The sequence below is a fragment of the Cupriavidus sp. H18C2 genome, from assembly GCF_049393795.1.
Lineage (GTDB): Bacteria > Pseudomonadota > Gammaproteobacteria > Burkholderiales > Burkholderiaceae > Cupriavidus > Cupriavidus pauculus_C.
In genome coordinates this window covers 1,937,051-1,958,815 of record NZ_CP186011.1, presented here as the reverse complement: position 1 = coordinate 1,958,815, position 21,765 = coordinate 1,937,051, and the positions used below count along the sequence as shown (strand labels likewise).

At 68.8% G+C, this 21,765-nt stretch carries 17 protein-coding genes; 13 read left to right on the top strand and 4 right to left on the bottom strand.

The window, feature by feature from the left end:
• Nucleotides 1-1,530: 1,530 nt before the first annotated feature.
• A complete protein-coding gene (locus tag EPAKOI_RS25320; RefSeq protein WP_124685789.1) occupies nucleotides 1,531-1,734 on the bottom strand; it encodes a cold-shock protein in 204 nt (67 codons plus the stop codon).
• 312 nt (nucleotides 1,735-2,046) lie between these two features.
• On the opposite strand from EPAKOI_RS25320, the gene EPAKOI_RS25315 reads away from it, so the two are divergent.
• The 3 genes from EPAKOI_RS25315 to EPAKOI_RS25305 all read left to right on the top strand — a co-directional run bounded on the left by EPAKOI_RS25315 (nucleotide 2,047) and on the right by EPAKOI_RS25305 (nucleotide 5,999).
• Nucleotides 2,047-3,408 (top strand): NCS2 family permease, encoded by a 1,362-nt coding sequence (locus EPAKOI_RS25315; RefSeq protein WP_423194042.1) that lies wholly within the window; start codon nucleotides 2,047-2,049, stop codon nucleotides 3,406-3,408.
• Between the two features lie 615 nt (nucleotides 3,409-4,023).
• Entirely contained in the window at nucleotides 4,024-4,497 is a 474-nt protein-coding gene (locus EPAKOI_RS25310; RefSeq protein WP_124685787.1) for a hypothetical protein, read from the top strand.
• 128 nt (nucleotides 4,498-4,625) lie between these two features.
• The gene (locus tag EPAKOI_RS25305) at nucleotides 4,626-5,999 is read left to right on the top strand and encodes a sigma-54-dependent transcriptional regulator (RefSeq protein WP_124685786.1); all 1,374 of its coding nucleotides are present in this window, start codon (nucleotides 4,626-4,628) and stop codon (nucleotides 5,997-5,999) included.
• Nucleotides 6,000-6,143: 144 nt separating this feature from the next.
• Here EPAKOI_RS25305 and EPAKOI_RS25300 read toward each other — a convergent pair whose 3' ends face one another.
• Together EPAKOI_RS25300 and EPAKOI_RS25295 are read right to left on the bottom strand one after the other, a co-directional pair.
• Nucleotides 6,144-6,479 carry a hypothetical protein gene (locus tag EPAKOI_RS25300; RefSeq protein WP_124685785.1) on the bottom strand — a complete coding sequence of 112 codons (336 nt, stop codon included), beginning with the start codon at nucleotides 6,477-6,479 and terminating at the stop codon, nucleotides 6,144-6,146.
• An 806-nt stretch (nucleotides 6,480-7,285) separates the two neighbouring features.
• Entirely contained in the window at nucleotides 7,286-7,465 is a 180-nt protein-coding gene (locus EPAKOI_RS25295; RefSeq protein WP_313839369.1) for a hypothetical protein, read from the bottom strand.
• Nucleotides 7,466-7,717: 252 nt separating this feature from the next.
• On the opposite strand from EPAKOI_RS25295, the gene EPAKOI_RS25290 reads away from it, so the two are divergent.
• The 5 genes from EPAKOI_RS25290 to EPAKOI_RS25270 all read left to right on the top strand — a co-directional run bounded on the left by EPAKOI_RS25290 (nucleotide 7,718) and on the right by EPAKOI_RS25270 (nucleotide 13,987).
• Nucleotides 7,718-8,713 (top strand): YihY/virulence factor BrkB family protein, encoded by a 996-nt coding sequence (locus tag EPAKOI_RS25290; protein WP_124685782.1) that lies wholly within the window; start codon nucleotides 7,718-7,720, stop codon nucleotides 8,711-8,713.
• Nucleotides 8,714-8,830: 117 nt separating this feature from the next.
• Nucleotides 8,831-10,423 (top strand): peptide chain release factor 3, encoded by a 1,593-nt coding sequence (locus EPAKOI_RS25285; RefSeq protein ID WP_423194041.1) that lies wholly within the window; start codon nucleotides 8,831-8,833, stop codon nucleotides 10,421-10,423.
• Between the two features lie 156 nt (nucleotides 10,424-10,579).
• Nucleotides 10,580-11,863, top strand: coding sequence for an MFS transporter (locus tag EPAKOI_RS25280; protein WP_124685780.1), 1,284 nt, complete (start codon nucleotides 10,580-10,582; stop codon nucleotides 11,861-11,863).
• Nucleotides 11,864-11,990: 127 nt separating this feature from the next.
• Nucleotides 11,991-12,887, top strand: a complete 897-nt coding sequence (locus tag EPAKOI_RS25275) for a helix-turn-helix domain-containing protein (RefSeq protein WP_423194040.1) — start codon at nucleotides 11,991-11,993, stop codon at nucleotides 12,885-12,887.
• Nucleotides 12,888-13,081: 194 nt separating this feature from the next.
• Nucleotides 13,082-13,987, top strand: a complete 906-nt coding sequence (locus EPAKOI_RS25270; protein WP_124685778.1) for a mechanosensitive ion channel family protein — start codon at nucleotides 13,082-13,084, stop codon at nucleotides 13,985-13,987.
• A 394-nt stretch (nucleotides 13,988-14,381) separates the two neighbouring features.
• Here EPAKOI_RS25270 and edd read toward each other — a convergent pair whose 3' ends face one another.
• Nucleotides 14,382-16,208, bottom strand: coding sequence for a phosphogluconate dehydratase (gene edd, locus EPAKOI_RS25265; protein ID WP_423194039.1), 1,827 nt, complete (start codon nucleotides 16,206-16,208; stop codon nucleotides 14,382-14,384).
• Nucleotides 16,209-16,498: 290 nt separating this feature from the next.
• Between edd and zwf the strand changes: the two genes are divergently transcribed.
• From zwf to EPAKOI_RS25240, 5 genes are read left to right on the top strand one after another with little or no spacing between them, the layout of a single operon-like run.
• Complete coding sequence (gene zwf, locus EPAKOI_RS25260) at nucleotides 16,499-17,947, top strand: glucose-6-phosphate dehydrogenase (protein ID WP_423194572.1); 1,449 nt, start codon at nucleotides 16,499-16,501, stop codon at nucleotides 17,945-17,947.
• A 23-nt stretch (nucleotides 17,948-17,970) separates the two neighbouring features.
• Complete coding sequence (gene pgl / locus EPAKOI_RS25255) at nucleotides 17,971-18,660, top strand: 6-phosphogluconolactonase (protein ID WP_313839381.1); 690 nt, start codon at nucleotides 17,971-17,973, stop codon at nucleotides 18,658-18,660.
• Between the two features lie 54 nt (nucleotides 18,661-18,714).
• Entirely contained in the window at nucleotides 18,715-19,704 is a 990-nt protein-coding gene (locus EPAKOI_RS25250) for a glucokinase (RefSeq protein WP_423194038.1), read from the top strand.
• 12 nt (nucleotides 19,705-19,716) lie between these two features.
• Entirely contained in the window at nucleotides 19,717-20,424 is a 708-nt protein-coding gene (locus EPAKOI_RS25245) for a response regulator transcription factor (RefSeq protein ID WP_124685773.1), read from the top strand.
• Nucleotides 20,424-21,761 carry an ATP-binding protein gene (locus tag EPAKOI_RS25240; protein ID WP_124685772.1) on the top strand — a complete coding sequence of 446 codons (1,338 nt, stop codon included), beginning with the start codon at nucleotides 20,424-20,426 and terminating at the stop codon, nucleotides 21,759-21,761. Before EPAKOI_RS25245 ends, EPAKOI_RS25240 begins: the two co-directional genes overlap by 1 nt.
• The last annotated feature ends 4 nt before the right edge of the window (nucleotides 21,762-21,765 follow it).

The following is a 21,765-nucleotide window of genomic DNA, read 5'->3' as shown; positions in this document are numbered from 1 at the left end:
ATTGGTGGGCTTCCGGATTACCCGCCTTTTACGCGATCGCGTATACGTTGTCACGCAGAAACGGGTACGACTGGCAGCGTATACTCGGTTTCCCGTGGTTTCTGCAGGGCGTTCGGGCTTGATGCGCCTATGTCGTCTGCGATGCCGCGGCAGGTCTCGCCGTCTTGTCTGCCGGCTGTCTGGGTTGCCTGGCCGGGTATCCGGCGATTGGCAGGATGGCAGGCACACGGTGGGCAACCCCGAAGGGTTGTCCACGGTTGGCTGTCCATCAGCTACAAGTAAACGATACCGATACGGGTTAACTACTCGTAAACCGTATACGGAGCCTTCACGCGCTTGATTTGAAAGCGATTTCAGACGCTCTGCGTACCCGATTCTGCGCGCTTCCGTACTCGTTTCTGCGACGGGCCGAACCCGATTCTGCGGCAGACCGAACCCGTTTCAGCGCACGGCGCGAACCGAATTCTGCGAGGATAACCCATTGATCCCACAGGCTTTTCCACAGGCTGGCAGGACGAAAGCGTACCCGTTTCTGCGCCGTGGGCTGGTGAAGTGTGTGGCTGGCCGTCCTTCCGCGCTGGAAACCACGTTATCCACGCAGAATCTGGTACGCATTGGCGGCCAAAGACACTGGGCGGAAGCGGTGGGCGTACCCGATTCTGCGGGCACGGACTGCCGAAGCGTACCCAATTCTGCGCGAAACGGCTTCGGCGGCCGCCAAGACGACATCGAACCCGTTTCTGCGGCGTACCCGATTCTGCGAAATTGGCGTTGCGGGACAACTTCGACGCGGCCGTACCTGTTTCTGCGGGCAAACAGGGGGCAGCAAATCACAGGGGCGTACCCGTTTCTGCGTACCGCATCGGTGTGGGTGGACGGGCAGCCAGCGTACACGCGGACGTATACGTAAAGTTGGTGCCCACTAAGTAACGGCCAACCCGCGGATCAAGCGGCAAGCCCGTACCTATTTCTGCGTGTGAATAAGTGCTCGATTAGGCCGGTGACCAATACCTGAGCCAGCTCCATCTAGGGCGAGTACCCATTTCTGCGCAGGATGACGCTTCGTGGGCGTACCCGTTTCTGCGCCGCCCAAGCAGCATCGGTACGTATACGTGCCGCAGGCCGAAAACGTACCCAGTTCTGCGTGGATAACCCAGTTGCTCAAAACGAAGGCGGGATAACTGGAGAGCAAAGCAAGCGTTTCGGCCCTCGCCGCGCGAAAGCGTGCCCGTTTCTGCGTCGCACCATCGCGTGGCAATTCTGACCGCAGCGCGCCCAACCGTACCCATTTCTGCGCAGGACAGCGGCGACAACCGTACCCATTTCTGCGTTGCAACAATACGACGATCCGGAGCGTACCCGTTTCTGCGACGGAGTGCGAGGAGGGGCGCGGCGGCACAGCGCAAGAAGCACGCAACAGCAGCCGCGAGACAACCCAGGCCCACCGCACGGACGAAAAAAAACCCGCCGTAAGGCGGGTTTTTCTGAAGCTGGCCGTGCCGTTGCAGGCGCGGCCGACTTGAGCGGGACTTAGATCGGCGTGATGTTGGCCGCTTGCAGACCCTTCGGGCCGTTCTTCACTTCGAACGACACGCGCTGGTTTTCTTGCAGCGACTTGAAGCCCTCGACGCGAACTTCCGAGAAGTGCGCGAACAGGTCGTCACCGCCGGCGTCCGGCTTGATGAAGCCAAAGCCCTTGGCGTCGTTGAACCACTTGACGATACCGGTTTGCATGGTATTGCTTTCCAAAAAAGATAAAAAGAAACCGATGGTGCTCACACCACCGTACTGCCAACTCAAGGAAAGGACACCATGGACAACCGAAGTACCAAGACGGTGGCTAACGAATGAACTGTTGCCTCGTCGCTTGAATCTGGCGGAGATTTATACGGGGGATTGTCCTCCCCGTCAAGGCAGGGATTCCCCCGGCCCGGACTGGCTGCCCGCGCGGGCTTGTGGGATCATCCGGCCTTTTCCGACTTGCCCAGTCAACAAGGCGCCCGGCGCGCGTGCGATGCATGCGCCACCCAAGAACCTGGAGACCCCATGACCATGCCCGATCAGGCCCCCCGGCCCAGTCCATCCTCCCCGCCCGCCGGCGTCCCGGCCAGTCTCGTCGAACGGCTGTTCAAGCTGCGCGAACACAACACGAACGTGCGCACCGAGCTGCTGGCCGGCGTGACGACGTTCCTGACGATGGCCTACATCATCTTCGTCAACCCCAGCATCCTGGGCGATGCCGGCGTGCCGAAGGACGCCGTGTTCGTCGCCACCTGCCTGGCCGCCGCCATCGGCACGCTGATCATGGGCTTCTACGCGAACTATCCGATCGCGATGGCGCCGGGCATGGGGCTGAACGCCTACTTTGCCTACACCGTGGTCAAGGGCATGGGCCTGCCGTGGGAAGCGGCGCTCGGGGCCGTGTTCATCTCGGGCTGCCTGTTCCTGATCGTGACGCTCTTCCGCGTGCGCGAAGCCATCGTGAAAGGCATCCCCGCCGCCATCCGCGGGGCGATCACGGCCGGCATCGGCCTGTTCCTGGCGATCATCGCGCTGCACAGCGCGGGCATCATCACCGGCAACCCGGCCACGCTGGTGACGCTGGGCGACCTGCACCAGCCACCGGCCGTGCTGGCCATCATCGGCTTCTTCGTCATCGTCGCGCTGGACCGGCTCAAGGTGAAGGGCGCGATCCTGATCGGCATCCTGCTGACCACGGTGCTGAGCTTCGTGTTTGCGGGCAACCAGTTCCATGGCGTGGTGTCGGCCCCGCCGTCCATCTCGCCGACGCTGTTCAAGCTCGACATCTCCGCCGCCCTGTCCATCGGCATCATCAACGTGGTCCTGGTGTTCTTCCTCGTCGAGCTGTTCGATGCCACCGGCACGCTGATGGGCGTGGCCAACCGGGCGGGGCTGCTCAAGGCCGGCAAGATGGACCGCCTGAACAAGGCGCTGATGGCCGACAGCACGGCCATCATGGCCGGTTCGCTGCTCGGCACGTCGTCCACCACGGCCTATATCGAGAGCGCCTCCGGCGTGCAGGCCGGCGGCCGCACCGGGCTGACCGCCGTGACCGTGGCCGTGCTGTTCCTGGTCTGCCTGTTCATCGCCCCGCTGGCCGGCACCGTGCCGGCCTACGCCACGGCGCCGGCGCTGCTGTACGTGTCGTGCCTGATGCTGCGCGAACTGGTTGATATCGACTGGAGCGACGTCACCGAGGTCGTGCCCGCCGTGCTGACCGCGCTGGGCATGCCGTTCACCTACTCGGTGGCCAACGGCGTGGCGTTCGGCTTCATTTCCTATGCCGTGCTCAAGCTGCTCACCGGCCGCGCGCGCGAGGTGCCGCTGATGGCCTGGATCATCGCCGCGGTGTTCCTGTTCAAGTTCTACTACCTGCCGGGTCACTGAGCGGCGGCGGCCTTCCGCCCGGCGGACGTGCGAAGGGACAGCCCGCTGGCTGTCCCTTTTTCATGGTGCTGTCATCGTATGTTCAAAATGAAAACGATGACATCGGGCCCGTCCGAGGGATGAAAGCGTACCCGTTTCTTCGTATCAAACGACCGACCGCCGCCGACACGGCGTACCCGTTTCTGCGTCGAATGTAAGGACTCATTAACCTAATGGGCGATGCGCCAAGCCGCTCTCGCGTCTCATACAAAAGTATGAGACTTGGGTGAAGCCGAACATTCCGGGCTGGACAAAAGGGGTGAAATGCACTGAACTAGAGGCGTGGCAAAAATTTGAGGGCGCGTCGTAGCGCCCTTTGTTGACTCCGGGATCCGCAGGCGCCGCCGACGCATCGGCCGTGCTTGCCCGATGGACACGCGGCCAGGCCCGCCAGCCGTGACAGAGAAGCCGGCCAGCCGATAAAGAGACCGTCCGCAACAGGACGGCTTCGCCACCACGATACAAAGAGTGCGCGCAGCCATGCGCACCAGACAAAGACAGCTCGATTCCAGAACAGAGAAAGTGGTAACCGCGAACGTGTAGTGCCGGGGGATGTTGTTCAACGGGGAACAAATCATGACCGCAGGAGAAATCCGGCGTCCCGCCATCGGGCCCGACAGCCAGGCCGGCAGCCAGCCGGTACCGGGTGCCTGGGCTGCCCTGGGAGAAGCCTCAGCAGACGTCGCGCTTCAGGAAGCCGGCGAAAAGGGGCACGAGGATTACGCCATCACCGACGTCGCCGCGCTGCTGGCCGAAGACCGCGACGTCTCGCCACGCACCCGCGCGGCCGTCCAGAGCCTGTTGCAGCGCCATCGGCTGCTGTCCGAAGAACTGCACCGGCAACGCCTGCTGCTGCAGGAATGGATCCTGAGCCAGCTTACCTACAAGGCGCTCTACTACCAGTATTCGGGCCAGAAGCCCGAGGCGCCCAGCATCGAGCTGATGCGCGAGAAGGACATGGTGCGCCGGCGCATCCGCGACGAACTGTACGCGGGGGCCGACCCGGCGGCGCTGTCCGACGATTCCCCTCGCAGTCTGTCCAGACCGTGATTCACCAGACGTTGCGCGCGGACCCTTCCGCGCAGCCGGCGGAACCCGAGCGGGCCCAGTGGCCCGTGGCCGCGCGCGCGGCCGGCCCCGCCGCACCCAACAAGAAGTCCAACGTCAGGGAGAAGGTCATGGACCGACTGTGCAAGGCGCCGGCACGCACCGCACAGATCGTGCTCGTGTCGCGTTACGAAGATTTTGGTTTCAGTGCGAACCAGTTTGGCTCGGGGTGGGAGATCCGGCGCGTGCAACAGGTGCGAGACCTGGAACGCACCGTGCGCGGCAGCGCGCCCATGGCCGGCATCATCGACCTGCAGGCCCCCTATACCGATGCCGAACTGGCCCAGCTCGAACAGGGGCTGCAGCACCTGCACGTGATGTGGGTGGCCATCACGTCCACGGCCATGCTCGAAGACGAACGCGTGCGCCGCCTGATCCGCGACTACTGCGTGGATTACGTGCGCACGCCGTTCTCGTTCGACGAACTGCTCTACACGCTCAAGCACGCCCACGGCATGGCCTGCCTGCACGGCGCCCGGCTGCCGGAGCAGGCCGCGCGCGGCCCGATGATCGGCGAATGCCAGGCCATGCGCGCGATGTTCCGCTCGCTGGCCAAGGTGGCCCACAACGATGCGCCGGTGTTCATCTCGGGCGAATCGGGCACGGGCAAGGAACTGGCCGCGCAGGCTATCCACGAGTCATCCAGCCGCCGCAAGGGCCCGTTCGTCGCCATCAACTGCGGGGCGATCCCGTCGCACCTGGTGCAGTCCGAACTGTTCGGCTACGAGAAAGGCGCGTTCACCGGCGCCAACCAGCGCAAGATCGGCTGGATCGAGCAGGCGCAGGGCGGCACGCTGTTCCTGGACGAAATCGGCGACCTGCCGCTCGAAAGCCAGGTGGCGCTGCTGCGCTTTCTGCAGCAGGGCACGATCACGCGGCTGGGCGGCCACCAGTCGATTCCGCTGGACTTGCGCATCATCTCGGCCACGCACGTGGACCTGGTGGCGGCGCAGGCCGACGGCCGCTTCCGGGCCGACCTGTTCCACCGCCTGTGCGTGCTGACGCTGACGATCCCGCCGCTGCGCGAGCGCGGCGAGGACATCCTGCTGCTGGCCAACGCGGTGCTGGCCGAGCACGGCCACGAGGCGCACCGGCGCATCCGCGGCTTCTCGTCGTGCGCCACGCAGTCGATGATGCAGTACACGTGGCCCGGCAACGTGCGCGAGTTGATCAACCGGGTGCGGCGGGCCATCGTGATGACTGACAACCGCAAGATCACCGCCGAGGACCTGCAGCTCCACAGCGGCGTGGAAGTGCCCCGCAAGACGCTCGATGCGATCCGCGAGGAAGCCGAGCGCGAGGCTATCCGCACCGTGATGGCCAGCCACGGCTTCCACGTGGTGCCGGCGGCGCGCGAGCTGAACGTGTCGCGCGTGACGCTCTACCGGCTGATGCACAAGCACAACATCCGCGTCGATCTGCAGCCGGGCGCGCCGGGCGAGTAGTTTCTAAGCAAGGGATGCCAGGCGCGCCACGGCTTGCCCGTGGCGCCAAGGGGGCTCCGGCGACGTCCGCTCGCCGGAGCCCCTTCGTCCTTTCGCCCGGACAGCGGCGGAAGGCTGGCGCGGCTTGGCCCGCGCAACATCGTCCTAGCTCATGCTGACCTTGCCGCGCCGCCCGCGTGGCGGGGCGCTGTCGTCGTGCGGCAGCCGACCCGGCGCCAGGCCGTGCGGGTCGGTCAGGTTGTCGCGCGCCTGCCGCTCGGGCGGCTGCGGCGGCTGCGGCGTGCCGGGCTCCTGCTTGAACTGCAGGTCGCCCCAGGTCCAGCCGAATGCCCGCACGTAGCTGTCGTTGCTGACGGCGGCGTGGCTGTTCAGGTTGGCCGCCTCGGGCCGGTCGAAATAGGCATAGTTGCCGGCCAGCGCCGGCGCGGCAGCGGTCGAGAGCAGCGCCAGCGCGAAGGCGGCAAGGACTCTGGCGTACATGGGTGGCTCCCTCCCTTGCTGGAAAAAGGTGCCCGCCGGGGGACGGAGCACGTAAACCGGTTTAGGTCCGGCCGCGCGAAAAAGCAACGTGGACTTGCCCGGACCCGATGCCCGCCAGGCGTCGCACCCGCGCCTCAGCAGCCCGGATGGCCGTTGCGCTGGCGGCTGGCGGCCGCGGCCACGCCGCGCTGCGCGGTGGCGCAAAACGTCGTCGCGGGGCGCGCCGTGGGGCGCGGGGACGGCAACAGGGGCGGCGACAGCAGCTCCCTGACGGATGGGGCCGGGCCGGCTAGCCGATGGGCGCGCCGGCGGGCCGTCATTCGCGCTGGTGGATGACGCATGGCAGTGGTCCTCTCCTGCGTGCTGACGCTATTGTTTTTTTGACTCGAACTTCTCCCGGCATGGACAAGAGCGACAAGCGTGCCAATCGTCGGTAAACGCTTGTTCCAAAAGGGTTGTGGCAAGGCCGCCCGCGACCGTGCGGTGCCGATGACCGGCAGGCGGCGGCAATCGGTTACGCCGTTGCAACCCGATGCGGACGGCAGGCCGCGTGGCGGCGCCGGGCGTGAAACGTCGGCCCACCGGCGGCGCGCGGCGGGCGTGCGGCCGATGTCGCGCGCGGTGGGAGCGCGGCCCCCTGGCGCGTTCTAAACAAACACTTATGTCTGCCTTTCAGCGCGCGGGACGCCCGCCACAGGCGCAAAGTGCGGCACCGGGCGCGCGCCACCCCGGCCGGTGGGCCGGGCGTGCATCCGGTTGCATCGCTGAAACCCGCTGCGCCCGCAGAAATGGGTACGCCCCGGGGGTCAACGCGGCGTGCCTTGCGCGCCCGAGGCGCCGCTGGCGGCCGGGGTGGGCGCGCCGTTGCCCGAGATCGGCTTGGGGCCCGGGCCGGGCTGATTGCGTTCGCAGCCGGCCAGCAGGGCCAGGCAAAGCGCCAGGCCGGCGCACGCGGCGTATCGACGGCCGTTCAGGGAGAGGATCACGATGGCTCCTGTTCTGGCCGGACGCCGCGCGTCCAGCCTCGGGGGTCCGGCATGTGTGCCTGAATCAACTGTAGCAGGCGCCGCGTGCGCCGGCGGCCAAGCGGACTATGATGAACGCAAGCCGGTTTCGGGCCCCGCATGGGCATCAGACGCCGGCCGACAGACGCGGCGCGCGGCGCCAGCCAGACTCCACGGGTGTCCCGGCGGAACCTTCGGCCCGACACCTCCCAAGCCTTTCAAGGACGCCACGGCATGCCTTCCGACCACGTGCCCGAGAATCCCGACCGCTCGCCGCCCAGCCCCCGCCGCGGCCGCCTGCTGCCCGACCGCCACACCGGCGCCCGCACGGTGCGCGTGGTGTCCGCCGCGGTGATGTCGTGGTTCGACCACCGGGCCGCCAGCAAGGGCGCGGCGCTGTCGTTCTACATGCTGTTCTCGCTGGCGCCGATCCTGGTGCTCGTCATTTCGATTGCCGGCCTGTTCTTCGGCGCCGAGGCCGCGCGCGGCGAGATCTTCATGCAGCTCAACGGGCTGGTCGGCGAGCAGGGCGCCGCGGCCATCCAGGAAATCCTAGCGGCCACGCACCGGGCCGGCGGCGGCGGCGTGGCGGCCCTGATCGCGTTCGGCATCCTCGTGCTGGGCGCCACCAGTGCCTTTGCCGAGCTCAAGAGCAGCTTGGACGATATCTGGCAGGCGCCGCCGCCCACTGGCGCCGGCTGGAAAAAGCTGCTGCGGGCGCGGCTGCTGTCGTTCAGCATCGTGCTGGCGCTGGCGTTCATGCTGCTGGTGTCGCTGGTGGTCAACGCCGCGCTGGCCGTGGTCAACCGCTTCTGGGGCCAGCTCTGGACGGCGTCGTGGTTCGCGCCGGTGGCCGACGCCATTTCCACCGCGTTCTCGTTCGCCGTGGTGACCGCGCTGTTCGCCACGATCTTCAAGATGCTGCCCAACGTGCGCATCGCCTGGCGCGACGTGCTGATGGGGTCGATCATCACCGCGCTGCTGTTCTCGGTGGGCAAGCGGCTGATCGGCATCTACCTGGGCAACAGCGCGGTGGCGTCGTCCTATGGCGCGGCCGGCTCGGTCGTGGCGCTGATGCTCTGGGTGTATTACTCGGCACAAATATTTTTCTTCGGCGCCGAGCTGACGCGCCAGTACGCGCTGCAGTTCGGTAGCCTGCGCGGCCACGATCCGGCCCGCGAAAACCGGGCGGCGCCAGGCCATGCCCCGGCCGGCACCGCGAACCGGTAAAATAGCGCCCCAATCCGATCCCCGGGACGCGTCCCGGGCTGCCCCTGGCCTTTGGCGCCGCCCCCTGCCGCGCCAGCGCTCCGCCCGGGCCATCGCCCTTACCCGATTCCAGAAGCCGTGAGTTCGCTCGTTTCCGAAATTGCGCGTCGTCGCACGTTTGCCATCATTTCCCACCCGGATGCGGGTAAGACCACGCTGACCGAGAAGCTGCTCTGGTTCGGCGGCGCCATCCAGGTGGCCGGCGAGGTCCGCGCGCGCAAGGCCGACCGCCACGCCACGTCCGACTGGATGGAGCTGGAAAAGCAGCGCGGCATCTCGGTGACGTCGTCGGTGATGCAGTTCCCGTATCAGTCCCGCCCGGACCAGCCCGAGAACATCGTCAATCTGCTCGACACCCCGGGCCACGAGGACTTCTCGGAAGACACCTACCGCACGCTGACGGCCGTGGACTCGGCCGTGATGGTGATCGACTCGGTCAACGGCGTGGAAGCGCAGACCATCAAGCTGCTGAACGTCTGCCGGCTGCGCGACACGCCCATCCTGACGTTCATCAACAAGCTGGACCGCGAGGGCCGCTCGCCCATCGAACTGCTCGACGAGATCGAGGACGTGCTGAAGATCCAGTGCGCGCCGATGACGTGGCCCATCGGCATGGGCAAGGCGTTCCGCGGCGTGTACCACATGATCGACGACAAGGTGCAGCTCTTCGACCCCAAGGGGGAGAAGGGCACCGCCGCCATCCTGGACGGGCTGGACAGCCCCGAGCTGGACCGCATCCTCGGCTCGCAGGCCGACGAACTGCGCATGGAGATCGAACTGGTGCGCGGCGCGTCGCACACGTTCGACAAGGAGGCGTTCCTGGCCGGCAAGCAGACGCCGGTCTACTTTGGCTCGGCCATCAACAACTTCGGCGTGCAGTCGCTGCTGGACGCGCTGTGCCAGCTCTCGCCGCCGCCGCTGGCGCGCCAGACCGAGACGCGCACCGTGGAGCCCGAGGAACCCAAGTTCAGCGGCTTCGTGTTCAAGATCCAGGCCAACATGGACCCGCGCCACCGCGACCGCATTGCGTTCGTGCGCGTGTGCTCGGGCCGCTTCGACCGCGGCATGAAGCTGCTGCACGTGTCGCAGGGCAAGACCGTGGCGATCAACAACGCCATCACGTTCATGGCGCAGGACCGCAACACGACCGAGGAAGCGTTTGCCGGCGACATCATCGGCGTGCCCAACCACGGCACGATCCGCCTGGGCGACGTATTCACCGAGGGCGAGCCGCTGCGCTTTACCGGCATCCCGTCGTTCGCGCCCGAGTTCTTCCGCCGCGCGCGGCTGAACAACCCGCTCAAGGTCAAGCAGCTCCAGAAGGGCCTGCAGCAACTGGCTGAGGAGGGCGCCACGCAGATGTTCCGCCCGCTGATGTCGAACGAGCTGGTGCTGGGCGCCGTGGGCATGCTGCAGTTCGACGTGGTGGCGCACCGGCTGGAGCACGAGTACGGCGTGGATGCGATCTTCGAGTCGCACGAATGCGCCACGGCGCGCTGGCTCAAGGGCGACCCGGCCGAGATCGAGAAGCTGATCGACAAGAACGGCCACAACGTGGCAGTGGATGGCGCGGGCGACCACGTCTACCTGGCGCCCAGCATGGTCAACCTGCGCCTGACGCAGGAGCGCTTTCCGAACATCCGCTTCCTGGAGACGCGGGAAATCGCCTGATCCGCGCCGCGGGGGCCGGGGCGCCCCCGGCCGCGATGTATCGTTGCCGATACAACATTCGGCCGGCGCGATCGGCCGGGCTCGGCTAGAATCCCGAGCTTTGTACGCGATTGCGTACATTGCATCCGCCCGGCCCGTCCGGCGCCCCTTCGCCCCATGTCCAACGCCCCTGCGCAGCCGGCCGACGAGCCGGACACCGTCTTTCGCGACCCCGCCTTCCGGCATTTCTGGTTCGCGCGGCTCTGTACCACCATCGGCTACCAGATCTTCACGGTGGCCGTGGGCTGGCAGATGTACGACCTGACGCGCGACCCGTTCATGCTCGGCATGGTCGGGCTGGTGCAGTTCCTGCCGTCGATCGTGCTGCTGCTGATGTCCGGCCACGTGGCCGACCGCTTCGACCGCCGCATCATCGTGCGCACCTGCCAGATGCTGGAGGCCGTCATCGCGGCCGCGATGGCCGTGGCCAGTTTTTCGGGCTGGGTCACCAGCGAGCACATCTTCCTGTTTGTGGCGGCCATCGGCGGCTGCCGGGCGTTCGAGATGCCGACGTTCCAGGCGCTGCTGCCGAGCGTGGTGACGCCGCGCCAGTTGCCGCGTGCCGTGGCGCTGTCCAGCTCGGCCGCGCAGACGGCCATCATCATCGGCCCGGCGCTGGGCGGGTTTGCCTACGTGGCCGGCCCCGGCGTGGTCTACACGATCAGCGCCGTGCTGTTCGCCATCGCGGCGGGCCTGGTGTTCACGCTGAAGCTGCGCCAGGCGGCCCAGCGCCTGACGGCGCCGGTCAGCGTCAAGACCCTGTTTGCCGGCTTTGCGTACATCCGCAGCCATCAGGTGCTGCTGGGCGCGGTGTCGCTGGACCTGTTCGCGGTGCTGCTCGGCGGCGCCACGGCGCTGCTGCCGATCTATGCGCGCGACATCCTGCACACCGGGCCGTGGGGCCTGGGGCTGCTGCGCTCGTCGCCGGCCATCGGCGCGCTGGTCACGGCGCTCTGGCTGGCCCGGCATCCGCTGAACCGCCGCGTGGGCCGCGTGATGTTCGGCGCGGTGGCCATCTTCGGGGTGGCGACGATGGTGTTCGGCATCTCCACGTGGCTGCCGCTGTCGATGGGTGCGCTGGTGGTGCTGGGCGCATCGGACATGATCAGCGTCGTGGTGCGCCAGACGCTGGTGCAGCTCGATACCCCGGACGACATGCGCGGCCGCGTGGGCGCGGTTAATTCGGTCTTCATCGGCGCGTCGAACCAGCTGGGCGAGTTCGAATCGGGCGTCACGGCCGCGCTGCTGGGCCCGGTAGGCGCGGTGCTGCTGGGCGGCGCCGGCACGCTGCTGGTGGTGGGCGTCTGGATGAAGCTGTTCCCGGCGCTGACCAGCCGCGACCGCCTGCACGACCATCCCACCGAACCCAAGGCCGGGCAGGGCGCGGCGGCGGCACGCTAGGACCGACAGGGCGGCCAGACCGCCCTTTTTCGATGGCCGCGCGTACCCGTTTCTGCGTGAATGGCGGGTGGTCCTCCGGGTCCGCCATCCGCCCGCCATCGCCCCCGATTTGGGATAGAGTCACGTGATGCCCGACGCCCCCCAGCCCCTCAGCGGCAACGCCGTGTTCTCCGCGCTCACGCAGTCGCGTGCGTCGCTGGAGCGCGCCTGCGTGCTGGGCGACGGCCTGGGCCTGGCGCTATGGCGCAACCGCCAGGACGACACCGCCTACGCCCGGCCGGGCCACCACACGATGTCGGTCTACCTGGAAGGCGGGCAGGGCACCTATCGCCGCGACGCGCCGGACCGCAAGGGCGGCCCCGACCGGCTGTGCCTGCTGCCGGCCGACCATGAATCGGCCTGGCACGTCGGCGGCACCCAGCGCTTTCTCCATCTCTACTTCCAGCCCGAGCACCTGGCGTGGCACTGCGTGCGCGTGCTCGATGCGGAGCCGCGCGCGTTGCAGTTGCAGGACCGGCTGTTCGCCGAGGATGCCCGGCTGGTGGCGATGTCGCGCCGGCTGGTGGCGCTGGACTGGCAGGACCCCGACAGCCGCATGATCGGCAACGCCATGGCGCACGAGGCCGTGACGCACCTGCTGCTGTCCCATGGTGCGCGCCGGCCGTCCGCCGACTGGCGCGGCGGGCTGTCCGCCACGGCGCGGCGCCGCGTGGCCGACTGGATCCACGCCCATCCGGCCGACAATCCCACGCTCGGACAGCTTGCCGAACTGGCCGGCCTGTCGGAATTCCATTTCGCGCGGATGTTCCGCGTCTCGTTTGGCATGGCCCCGCACGCCTGGGTCATGCGGGCGCGGCTGGAACGGGCGCGGGGCCTGCTGGACGACCGCCGGCTGTCGTTGCAGCAGGTGGCGGCCCGCGCCGGCTTTGCGTCGGCCAGCCACCTCAGCAACCGCTTCGGCGCTGCCTACGGCGTCACCCCCGGCCAATGGCGCGGGGCGGCAACAATTCCCACCGCGTTGTAAAGACTGCACTCGCAGGGCCGCCCCGCCAGCAATAGTGACGCCGGCGGCGCGCCCGCCTGCGCGACACCCCGGCTCGCCGCCAGCCGTTGCGCGGCTTTGGCTCACGCAGAAACGGGTACGCCCGGGCGCCGCCGGGCGGCCCGGCTGGCACAGCCTTCGCAAGTCTGGCGGGGTTTGCCACCCGGAGCCTTTGCATGGACCTGAACCTGATCGATCACGCCAAGCTGGAAGCCACCTGGGCCTACCTGACCCAGTTCGCCGTCAGCCAGGGCCTGAACTGCCTGGCGGCCCTGGCCATCCTGACCATCGGCTGGTGGCTGTCCGGCCGCGCCGCCCGCGCGCTGCGCCAGACCCTGCAGCGCACCCATGTCGACGACACGCTGCGCCCGATGCTGGCCAGCGTCGCCCAGTGGGTGATCCGCGTGCTGACCGTGGTGCTGGTGCTGTCCCAGTTCGGCGTGCAGACGGCCAGCATCATCGCCATGCTCGGCGCCGCCGGCCTGGCCATCGGCCTGGCGCTGCAGGGCACGCTGCAGAACATTGCCGCCGGCATCATGCTGGTGCTGCTGCGGCCGTTCCGCGTCGGGCAGTACATCGACGCCCAGGGCGTGGCCGGCACCGTGCGCGAGACCGGGCTGTTCATGACCGAATTGCAGACGTTCGACGGCGTCTGCCTGCGCGTGCCCAACGGCAAGATCTGGGGCAGCCCGATCATGAACTACAGCGAGAACCCCACGCGGCGGATGGACATCGAGGTCACCGTCACCTTCGACAGCCCCGTGCAGGCCGGGCTGGACGCGCTGGCCGCCATGCTCGACAGCGAGAAGCGCCTGCTACCCGAGCCGCGGCGCGAAGTCATGGTAGTGCGCTACACCGACCGCGGCGTCACGCTGAACGCCCGCTACTGGACGTCGAACGACAACTTCTGGACCGTGCAGTACGGCTTCTTCGCGCGGCTGAAGTCGGTGCTGGAAGGCGCCGGCTGCCGCATCGCCGTGCCGATCCAGGAAGTGCACGTGCCCGAGATGGAAGACGCCGAACCGGCCGAATCGGGCAACGGCGACGCCCGCAGCCTGCCGTATCGCGGACGGCCAAACTAGCACGCAGAATTGGGTACGCTTTGGGCGCGCGGCAAGACATCGGGACGTCGAGCTCGCAGCCGAATTCCAGCGATGGTGGTCTCCCCTCTCCCGCAACGCGGGAGAGGGGCTGGGGAGAGGGCGTTGAGGCGCTGCTTGCCGACCACATCGCATTTTGAGCCGCCGGCCCTCTCCCCTGACCCCTCTCCCGCAGGCGGGAGAGGGGAACAAGACATCGGGACGTCGAGCTCGCAGCCGAATTCCAGCGATGGTGGTCTCCCCTCCCGCAACGCGGGAGAGGGGCTGGGGGAGAGGGCGTTGAGGCGCTGCTTGCCGACCACATCGCATTTTGAGCCGCCGGCCCTCTCCCCTGACCCCTCTCCCGCAGGCGGGAGAGGGCAATAACCAACAATCCTCAGCCCTCGTCCGCGAACAGCGAGCACGCGCCCATCTCGGCCGTGCCCACGTGCTTGCGGAACCCGCCAAACAGGTCGCGGCCCACGCCGTGGCGGTTGGCCGTGAGATCGGGGATCTGGACGGTGCGCGCGGCCCAGTCGTCGTCGGCGGCCAGCACGGTCAGCACGCCGGCCGGGGCGTCCACGCGGACGATATCGCCGGTGCGGACCTTGCCGATCGGCCCGCCGGCCAGCGCTTCCGGGCAGACGTGGATGGCGGCCGGCACCTTGCCCGACGCGCCCGACATGCGGCCGTCGGTCACCAGCGCCACCTGGAAGCCGCGGTCCTGCAGCAGCGTCAGCGTCGGCGTCAGCTTGTGCAGCTCGGGCATGCCGCACGCCGACGGCCCCTGCCACGGCAGCACGGCCACGAAATCGCGCTCCAGCTCGCCGCGCTTGAAGGCGGCCAGCACGTCGTCCTGATGCTGGAACACGATGGCCGGCGCCTCCACCACCTGGTGCTCGGGCTTGACCGCCGACGTCTTGATCACGCAGCGGCCCAGCTTTCCGTCCAGCAGCTTGATGCCGCCGTCCGGCGCAAACGGCTGGTCGGGGCCGCGCACGATGGTGTCGTCGAGCGACTTCTCCGGGCCGTCGGCCCACGTCAGCCGGCCCTCGCGCAGCGTCGGCTCGCGCGTGTAGTCGGCCAGCCCGCGCCCGACAATCGTCGTCACGTCGTCATGGAGCAGCCCCAGCGACAGCAGGCCGCGGATCACCAGCGACAGCCCGCCGGCGGCCTGGAACTGGTTCACGTCGGCCTTGCCGTTCGGATAGACGCGCGCCAGCAGCGGCACGGCGGCGGACAGCTCGTGGAAGTCGTCCCACGTAAGCTGGATGCCGGCCACGCGGGCCATGGCGATCAGGTGCAGCGTGTGGTTGGTGGACCCGCCCGTGGCCACCAGGCCGACGATGCCGTTCACGAACGCGCGTTCGTCCAGCACGTCGGCAATCGGCGTGTAGCGCTCGCCGCCGTGCACCAGCCGCAGTGCGTGGCGCGCCGATTCACGTGTCAGCGCCTCGCGCAGCGGCGTGTTGGGGTTGATGAATGCGGTGCCCGGCAGGTGCAGGCCCATGATTTCCATGAGCATCTGGTTTGAGTTGGCCGTGCCGTAGAACGTGCAGGTGCCGGGGCCGTGGTACGACCTGGATTCGGCCTCCAGCAGCCCGGCGCGGTCGATCTTGCCTTCGGCGTAGAGCTGGCGGATGTGGGCCTTCTCGTCGTTGCTCATGCCCGTGGTCATCGGCCCGGCCGGCACGAACACGGCGGGCAGGTGGCCGAACGACAGCGCGCCCATCACCAGGCCGGGGACGATCTTGTCGCACACGCCCAGGCACAGCACGCCGTCGAACATCTGGTGCGACAGCGCCACGGCCGTGGCCATCGCGATCACGTCGCGCGAGAACAGCGACAGGTCCATGCCGTCCTGCCCCTGGGTCACGCCGTCGCACATGGCCGGGGTGCCGCCCGCGAACTGCGCCGTGCCGCCCGCTTCGAGCGCGGCTTCCTTGATCCATTGCGGAAACGCCTGCAGCGGCTGGTGCGCCGACAGCATGTCGTTGTAGGCCGACACGATGGCCAGGTTCGGCCGCTCCTGCGCCTTCAGGCGGATCTTGGCCTCGTCGGGCATGGCGGCCACGGCATGGGCCAGGTTGGTACACGAGATGTTGGCGCGCTCGACCTTCTGGCCGGCCAAGGCGCGGGTGCGGTCCAGATACGCCTGCCGGGTGGCGGCGCTGCGGGCCACGATACGGGCCGTGACCTGCTCCAGAACGGGGTGGCGGGGCATTGTGATCTCCTGAAAGGGCGATTCTCAGCGTAGCCGAAAAAACGGGGCGCCACCGTCACGGCGGCGTCATCGAATGGGGACTGCCAGCCGTTGGGAGTGACGAAAGGGGGCGGATGTTCCGCATCCGGCCCGCCGGCGCGGCCCGCAGAAACGGGTACGCCCGTGCTGCCTGGCGGCGCGCCCGCCTGTCCAAGCGGCCATGAGTGACGTAACATCACTGGAACAAATGCGCCGCCCGGCGGCACTCAGTAGTTGCCGGGGGCGATCCCCCGAAGGAGCCCAGGGTGAGCATGCCCGATTTCGACATGGTGCTGTTTGGCGGCACCGGTGACCTGGCGCGGCGCAAGCTGCTGCCGTCCCTCTTCGACGCCCACCGCTGCGGCGTGCTGCATCCGTCGGCCCGCATCCTGGCCACGGGCAGCCATCCGCAGACCACCGAGCAGTACAAGGCCACGCTGGAAGACACCGTGCGCCCCGGCCTGGAGCACGCGCCGCCCGAGGCGTGGGCGTCGTTCCTGGACCGCATCTGCTATGTGCAGGCCGACGCCCGCGAGCCGGCCCACTTCGACGCGCTGGCCCAGAAGGTGCTGGCCCGCAAGCCCGAGGTGGTGGTCTGCTACCTGGCCACGGCGCCTCACATCTTCGTGCCGATCTGCGAACAGCTGGCCCGCACCGGGCTGAACACGCCGAACGTGCGCGTGGTGCTGGAGAAGCCGCTCGGCCACGACCTGGATTCGTCCGAGGCCATCAACGCGGCCGTGGGCAAGTACTTTGCCGAGGACCAGATCTACCGGATCGACCACTACCTGGGCAAGGAATCGGTCCAGAACCTGATGGCGATCCGCTTCGGCAATGCGCTGTTCGAGCCGCTGTGGCGGCGCGAATGGGTGCAGGACGTGCAGATCACGATTGCCGAGGAACTGGGCGTGGAGAAGCGCGGTGACTTCTACGACCAGACCGGCGCGCTGCGCGACATGGTGCAGAACCACCTGCTCCAGCTGCTGTGCATGGTGGCGATGGAGCCGCCGGCCAGCCTCAGCGAGGACGCCATCCGCGACGAGAAGATCAAGATCCTCAAGGCGCTCAAGCCCATCATGCCGCAGGACGTGGCCGAGAAGACCGTGCGCGGCCAGTACCGCTCGGGCGCCATCGCCGGCAAGCCCGTGGTGGGCTACCTGGAAGAGCAGGGCATTGCGCCGGACAGCCGCACCGAGACGTTCGTCGCCATCAAGGCCGAGATTGCCAACTGGCGCTGGGAAGGCGTGCCGTTCTACCTGCGCACCGGCAAGCGCATGCAGTCTCGCGTGGCCGAGATCGTGGTGCACTTCCGCGACGTGCCGCACGCCATCTTTCCCAAGCCGCTGGGCTTGTCGCCGCAGAACCGGCTGGTGATCCGGCTGCAGCCCGAGGAAAGCATCAGGCTGTACTTCCTGGTCAAGCAGGCCGGCGACACGCTGGAGCTGACGCCCACCTCGCTCGATCTCGATTTCGCCAACTCGTTCAAGGCGCGCCGCGCCGGGGCCTACGAGCGCCTGCTGCTGGACGTGATCCGCGGCCGGCTGGGCCTGTTCGTGCGGCGCGACGAGCAGGTGCAGGCGTGGCGCTGGGTGGAGCCGATCATCGACACCTGGGACGCCAGCACCGTGCCGCCCAAGCCGTACACGGCGGGCACGTGGGGGCCGGCGGCGTCCACGGCGCTGATGTCGCGCGACGGCGCGCTCTGGCACGAGGAAGTCTGATCCCGACCGAAAGGAGCCGCGCCATGCGCCAGTTCGAACATCCCACGCTGATGGACCAGGCCGAATCGCTGGCCATCTCGGTCAGCCATGCGCTGGACCTCGTCATCAAGGCCAAGGGCTGGGCCGTGCTGGCGGTATCGGGCGGCAAGTCGCCGGTGCCGATGTTCGAGCGGCTGCGCTACCGCCCCATCCGCTGGGACGCCGTGACCGTGACGCTGGTGGACGACCGCGCCGTGCCGCCCGACCACGCCGACAGCAACGGCGCGCTGGTGCGCAGCCACCTGCTGCGCGAGGGCGCGGCCGTGGCCGGCTGGGCGCCGCTGATCCGCGACGACGCCGAGGCCGCCGCGCCGCTGCAGGCCGTGCAGCGCCTGAACGCCAGCTTCCAGCAGCCCGACGTGGTGGTGCTGGGCATGGGCGAGGACGGGCACACGGCGTCGCTGTTCCCGGACGCGCCGGAGCTGCAGACCGGCCTGTCCGAGCCGCAGCCCGGCTACCTGGTCACCCATCCGTCCGTGGCGCCGCACGCGCGCGTGACGCTGAACCTGGCCGCGCTGCTGGCCGCCGAACGCACCTTCCTGGCCATCTCGGGCGCGCGCAAGAACGCGGTGCTGGCGCGCGCGCTGGAGGCGCCCACGCCGTCGCTGCCCGTCAGCGTCGTGCTGGCCCGGCACCGGCGCGGCGTGGACATCTTCCGCACCGAAGGCGGCTGACCCGCCATCCCACCCCACGCATCCACGCATCCACGCATCCACGCAGCGATCCACATGTCCTATCCCAGACTGCTGGCCGATGTCGGCGGCACCAATGTCCGTTTTGCCCTGGAAACCGCGCCGATGCGCATTGGCGCGGTCACGGCCTACAAGGTGGCCGATCACGTGTCGCTGGAAGCGGCGATGCGCCAGTACCTGTCCACGCTGCCCGACGACGCGCGGCCGGCCCATGCCGCCATCGGCCTGGCCAACCCGGTGACGGGCGACCACGTCAAGCTGACCAACCACAACTGGGCGTTCTCGGTCGAGGCCATGCGCCAGTCGCTGGCGCTGCAGACGCTGGTGGCCATCAACGACTTCACGTCGCTGGCGCTGGCGCTGCCGCACCTGTCCGACGACGACATCGTGCAGGTGCGGCCCGGCACGGCCGTGGCCACGGCGCCGCGCGCGCTGATCGGCCCGGGTACCGGGCTGGGCGTCTCCGGCCTCGTGCCGGCCCCTGGCGGCGGCGCGGTGGCGCTGGCGGGCGAGGGCGGCCACATCGAGGTCATGCCGGTCACGGACGACGAATGGATTGCCTGGCGCGCCGCGCATGACCAGTTGGGCCGGGTGTCGGCCGAGCGGCTGCTGTCGGGCATGGGGCTGTCGCACATCCACGCGTCGCTGTCCGCAGAAACGGGTACGCCGCTGGATACGCTGCTCACGCCCGCGCAGGTCACCGACGGCGCGCTGAAGCAGGGCGACCCGCTGTGCCGCCGCGCGTTCGACGCCTTCTGCGGGCTGCTGGGCTCGGTGGCGGGCGACATCGCGCTGGTGCTGGGCGCGCGCGGCGGCGTCTACATCGGCGGCGGCATCGTGCCGCGCTTCGTGCAGGCGTTCCATGCCTCGCCGTTCAACGCGCGCTTTGTCGACAAGGGGCGCATGGGCAAGTACCTGGCCGAGGTGCCCGTGTTCGTGATTGCCGCCGAATTCCCGGCCCTGCCGGGCCTGGCCCGCGCGCTGGCCGACCGGCTGCAGGGTGACATGCGCCACCCCGCCACCTGAGCGCCGACGACCATGCGAGTCCTGCTGGTGGAAGACGATGCCATGATCGGCGAGAGCGTGAAGACGGCGCTGCGCCAGGAGGGCTTTACGGTGGACTGGGTGACCGATGGCGACGCGGGGCTGGACGCCGCGTCCGACCAGCACGGCCCCCGCGCCGATGGCGGCTACGACCTCGTGCTGCTGGACCTGGGGCTGCCGCGCCGCTCGGGCATCGACGTGCTCAAGACGCTGCGCGCGCGCAACGTGCGCACGCCGGTGCTGATCGTCACCGCCCGCGACGCCGTGGCGGACCGCGTGGCCGGGCTCAACGCCGGCGCCGATGACTACGTGATCAAGCCATTCGACCTGCAGGAGCTGGTGGCGCGCATGCACGCGATGGCGCGCCGCGCCGAAGGCCGCGCGGAGCCGGAACTGCGCTACGGCGACATCGTGCTGAACCCGTCCACGCGCGAGGCCACGCAGGCCGGCACGCCGGTGCGGCTGTCGGCGCGCGAGTACGCGCTGCTGTCGGCGCTGATGGCCCGGCCCGGCAAGGTCTGGTCGGTGCCGCAGCTGCAGGAGCGGCTGTACGGCTGGGACGACGAGGTCGGCAGCAACACGGTGGAGGTCTATATCCACGCGCTGCGCCGCAAGTTCGGCGCGGGGCTGATCCGCAACATCCGCGGCGTCGGCTACCTGATGCCGCAGCTGGATGACGCGGCCAGCAAGGCGGCCGACTGATGCGATCGATCCAGCGAACGTTGCTGTGGTGGCTCGCGGCGGGCCTGGCGCTGGGCATCGCCGTGGCCACGGGCCTGATCTACGGCCAGGCGCGGCAGGAAGCCAACGCGCTGTTCGACTACCAGATGAAGCAGCTTGCCGCCGCGCTGCCCAGCCAGTTCCAGGCCCCGATGGCGCCGCCGTTCGATGGCGGCGGCAGTGCCACGGGCGCCGACCTGCTGCGCGCCGACGAGGACGTCGTGATCCATATCTGGGACGGCTCGGGCCGCAGCCTCTATCTGTCGCATTCCCGCCCGGCGCTGCCGCCGCGCGCCGAGCTGGGTTTCACCAACGCGCAGACCGAATCGGGCGAATGGCGCATCTACAGCGTCCAGCTGGGGCCGGCCGTGGTGCAGATCGCCCAGCCGCTCAGCGCGCGCCGCACGCTGGCGGCCCATATGGCGCTGCGCACCGTGGCACCGCTGCTGCTGTTGCTGCCGCTGCTGGCGTGGCTGGTGTGGATGGCGGTGGGACGCGGCCTGCGTCCGCTGCGCGAGATTGCCACCGAGGTGCGCGCGCGCGATGCCAACACGCTGGCGCCGCTGGCCGTGCGCGACATGCCCGACGAGATCGCGCCGCTGTCGGCCGCGCTGAACCAGTTGCTGGCACGGCTGGCCCATGCCATCGACACCCAGCGCGCCTTCGTGGCCGATGCCGCGCACGCGCTGCGCACGCCGCTGACCGCGTTGCAGCTCCAGGCGCAGCTGGTGGAGCGCGCCGAGAGCGCCGACGCGCGGCAGGCGGCGCTGGGCCAGCTACGGCAGGGGCTGGAGCGGCTCACGCATATGGTGGCGCAGCTGCTGACGCTGGCGCGCCAGGAGCCCGGCGCCGCGCCGCCGCCGCACGAACCGGTAAACCTGCGGGCGCTGGCTGGCGAAGTGGTGGTGCAGATGTCGCAGGCGGCCATCGACCGCGACATCGACCTGGGGCTGGAGGATGGCGGCACGCAGGGGCCGGTCACGGTGCGTGGCGATGCCGACGCGCTGCGCATCCTGTTGACCAACCTCGTCGACAACGCGCTGCACTACATCCCGCGCGGCGGCCGGGTCGACGTCTGCGTGGCGCACACCGGGCGCGGCATCGAACTGGTGGTGACCGACAACGGCCCCGGCATCCCGCCCGACGAACGCGCGCGCGTGTTCGACCGCTTCTACCGTGCGCCCGACGCGCCCACGGGCGGTAGCGGCCTGGGCCTGGCCATCGTCGCCGAGGTGGCGCAGTCCCACGGCGCGCAGGTGGCGCTGGAAGACGCGGCGCCGGGACTGCGCGTGCGCGTGGTGTTTCCGGCCGTCGGCTGAGGCC

What these genes read in the sequence shown, in the direction of transcription:
- EPAKOI_RS25320 (WP_124685789.1), bottom strand. Translation starts at nt 1,734, where the DNA reads ATGCAAACCGGTATCGTCAAGTGGTTCAACGACGCCAAGGGCTTTGGC.
- EPAKOI_RS25315 (WP_423194042.1), top strand. Translation starts at nt 2,047, where the DNA reads ATGACCATGCCCGATCAGGCCCCCCGGCCCAGTCCATCCTCCCCGCCC.
- EPAKOI_RS25310 (WP_124685787.1), top strand. Translation starts at nt 4,024, where the DNA reads ATGACCGCAGGAGAAATCCGGCGTCCCGCCATCGGGCCCGACAGCCAG.
- EPAKOI_RS25305 (WP_124685786.1), top strand. Translation starts at nt 4,626, where the DNA reads ATGGACCGACTGTGCAAGGCGCCGGCACGCACCGCACAGATCGTGCTC.
- EPAKOI_RS25300 (WP_124685785.1), bottom strand. Translation starts at nt 6,479, where the DNA reads ATGTACGCCAGAGTCCTTGCCGCCTTCGCGCTGGCGCTGCTCTCGACC.
- EPAKOI_RS25290 (WP_124685782.1), top strand. Translation starts at nt 7,718, where the DNA reads ATGCCTTCCGACCACGTGCCCGAGAATCCCGACCGCTCGCCGCCCAGC.
- EPAKOI_RS25280 (WP_124685780.1), top strand. Translation starts at nt 10,580, where the DNA reads ATGTCCAACGCCCCTGCGCAGCCGGCCGACGAGCCGGACACCGTCTTT.
- EPAKOI_RS25275 (WP_423194040.1), top strand. Translation starts at nt 11,991, where the DNA reads ATGCCCGACGCCCCCCAGCCCCTCAGCGGCAACGCCGTGTTCTCCGCG.
- EPAKOI_RS25270 (WP_124685778.1), top strand. Translation starts at nt 13,082, where the DNA reads ATGGACCTGAACCTGATCGATCACGCCAAGCTGGAAGCCACCTGGGCC.
- edd (WP_423194039.1), bottom strand. Translation starts at nt 16,208, where the DNA reads ATGCCCCGCCACCCCGTTCTGGAGCAGGTCACGGCCCGTATCGTGGCC.
- zwf (WP_423194572.1), top strand. Translation starts at nt 16,499, where the DNA reads ATGCCCGATTTCGACATGGTGCTGTTTGGCGGCACCGGTGACCTGGCG.
- pgl (WP_313839381.1), top strand. Translation starts at nt 17,971, where the DNA reads ATGCGCCAGTTCGAACATCCCACGCTGATGGACCAGGCCGAATCGCTG.
- EPAKOI_RS25250 (WP_423194038.1), top strand. Translation starts at nt 18,715, where the DNA reads ATGTCCTATCCCAGACTGCTGGCCGATGTCGGCGGCACCAATGTCCGT.
- EPAKOI_RS25245 (WP_124685773.1), top strand. Translation starts at nt 19,717, where the DNA reads ATGCGAGTCCTGCTGGTGGAAGACGATGCCATGATCGGCGAGAGCGTG.
- EPAKOI_RS25240 (WP_124685772.1), top strand. Translation starts at nt 20,424, where the DNA reads ATGCGATCGATCCAGCGAACGTTGCTGTGGTGGCTCGCGGCGGGCCTG.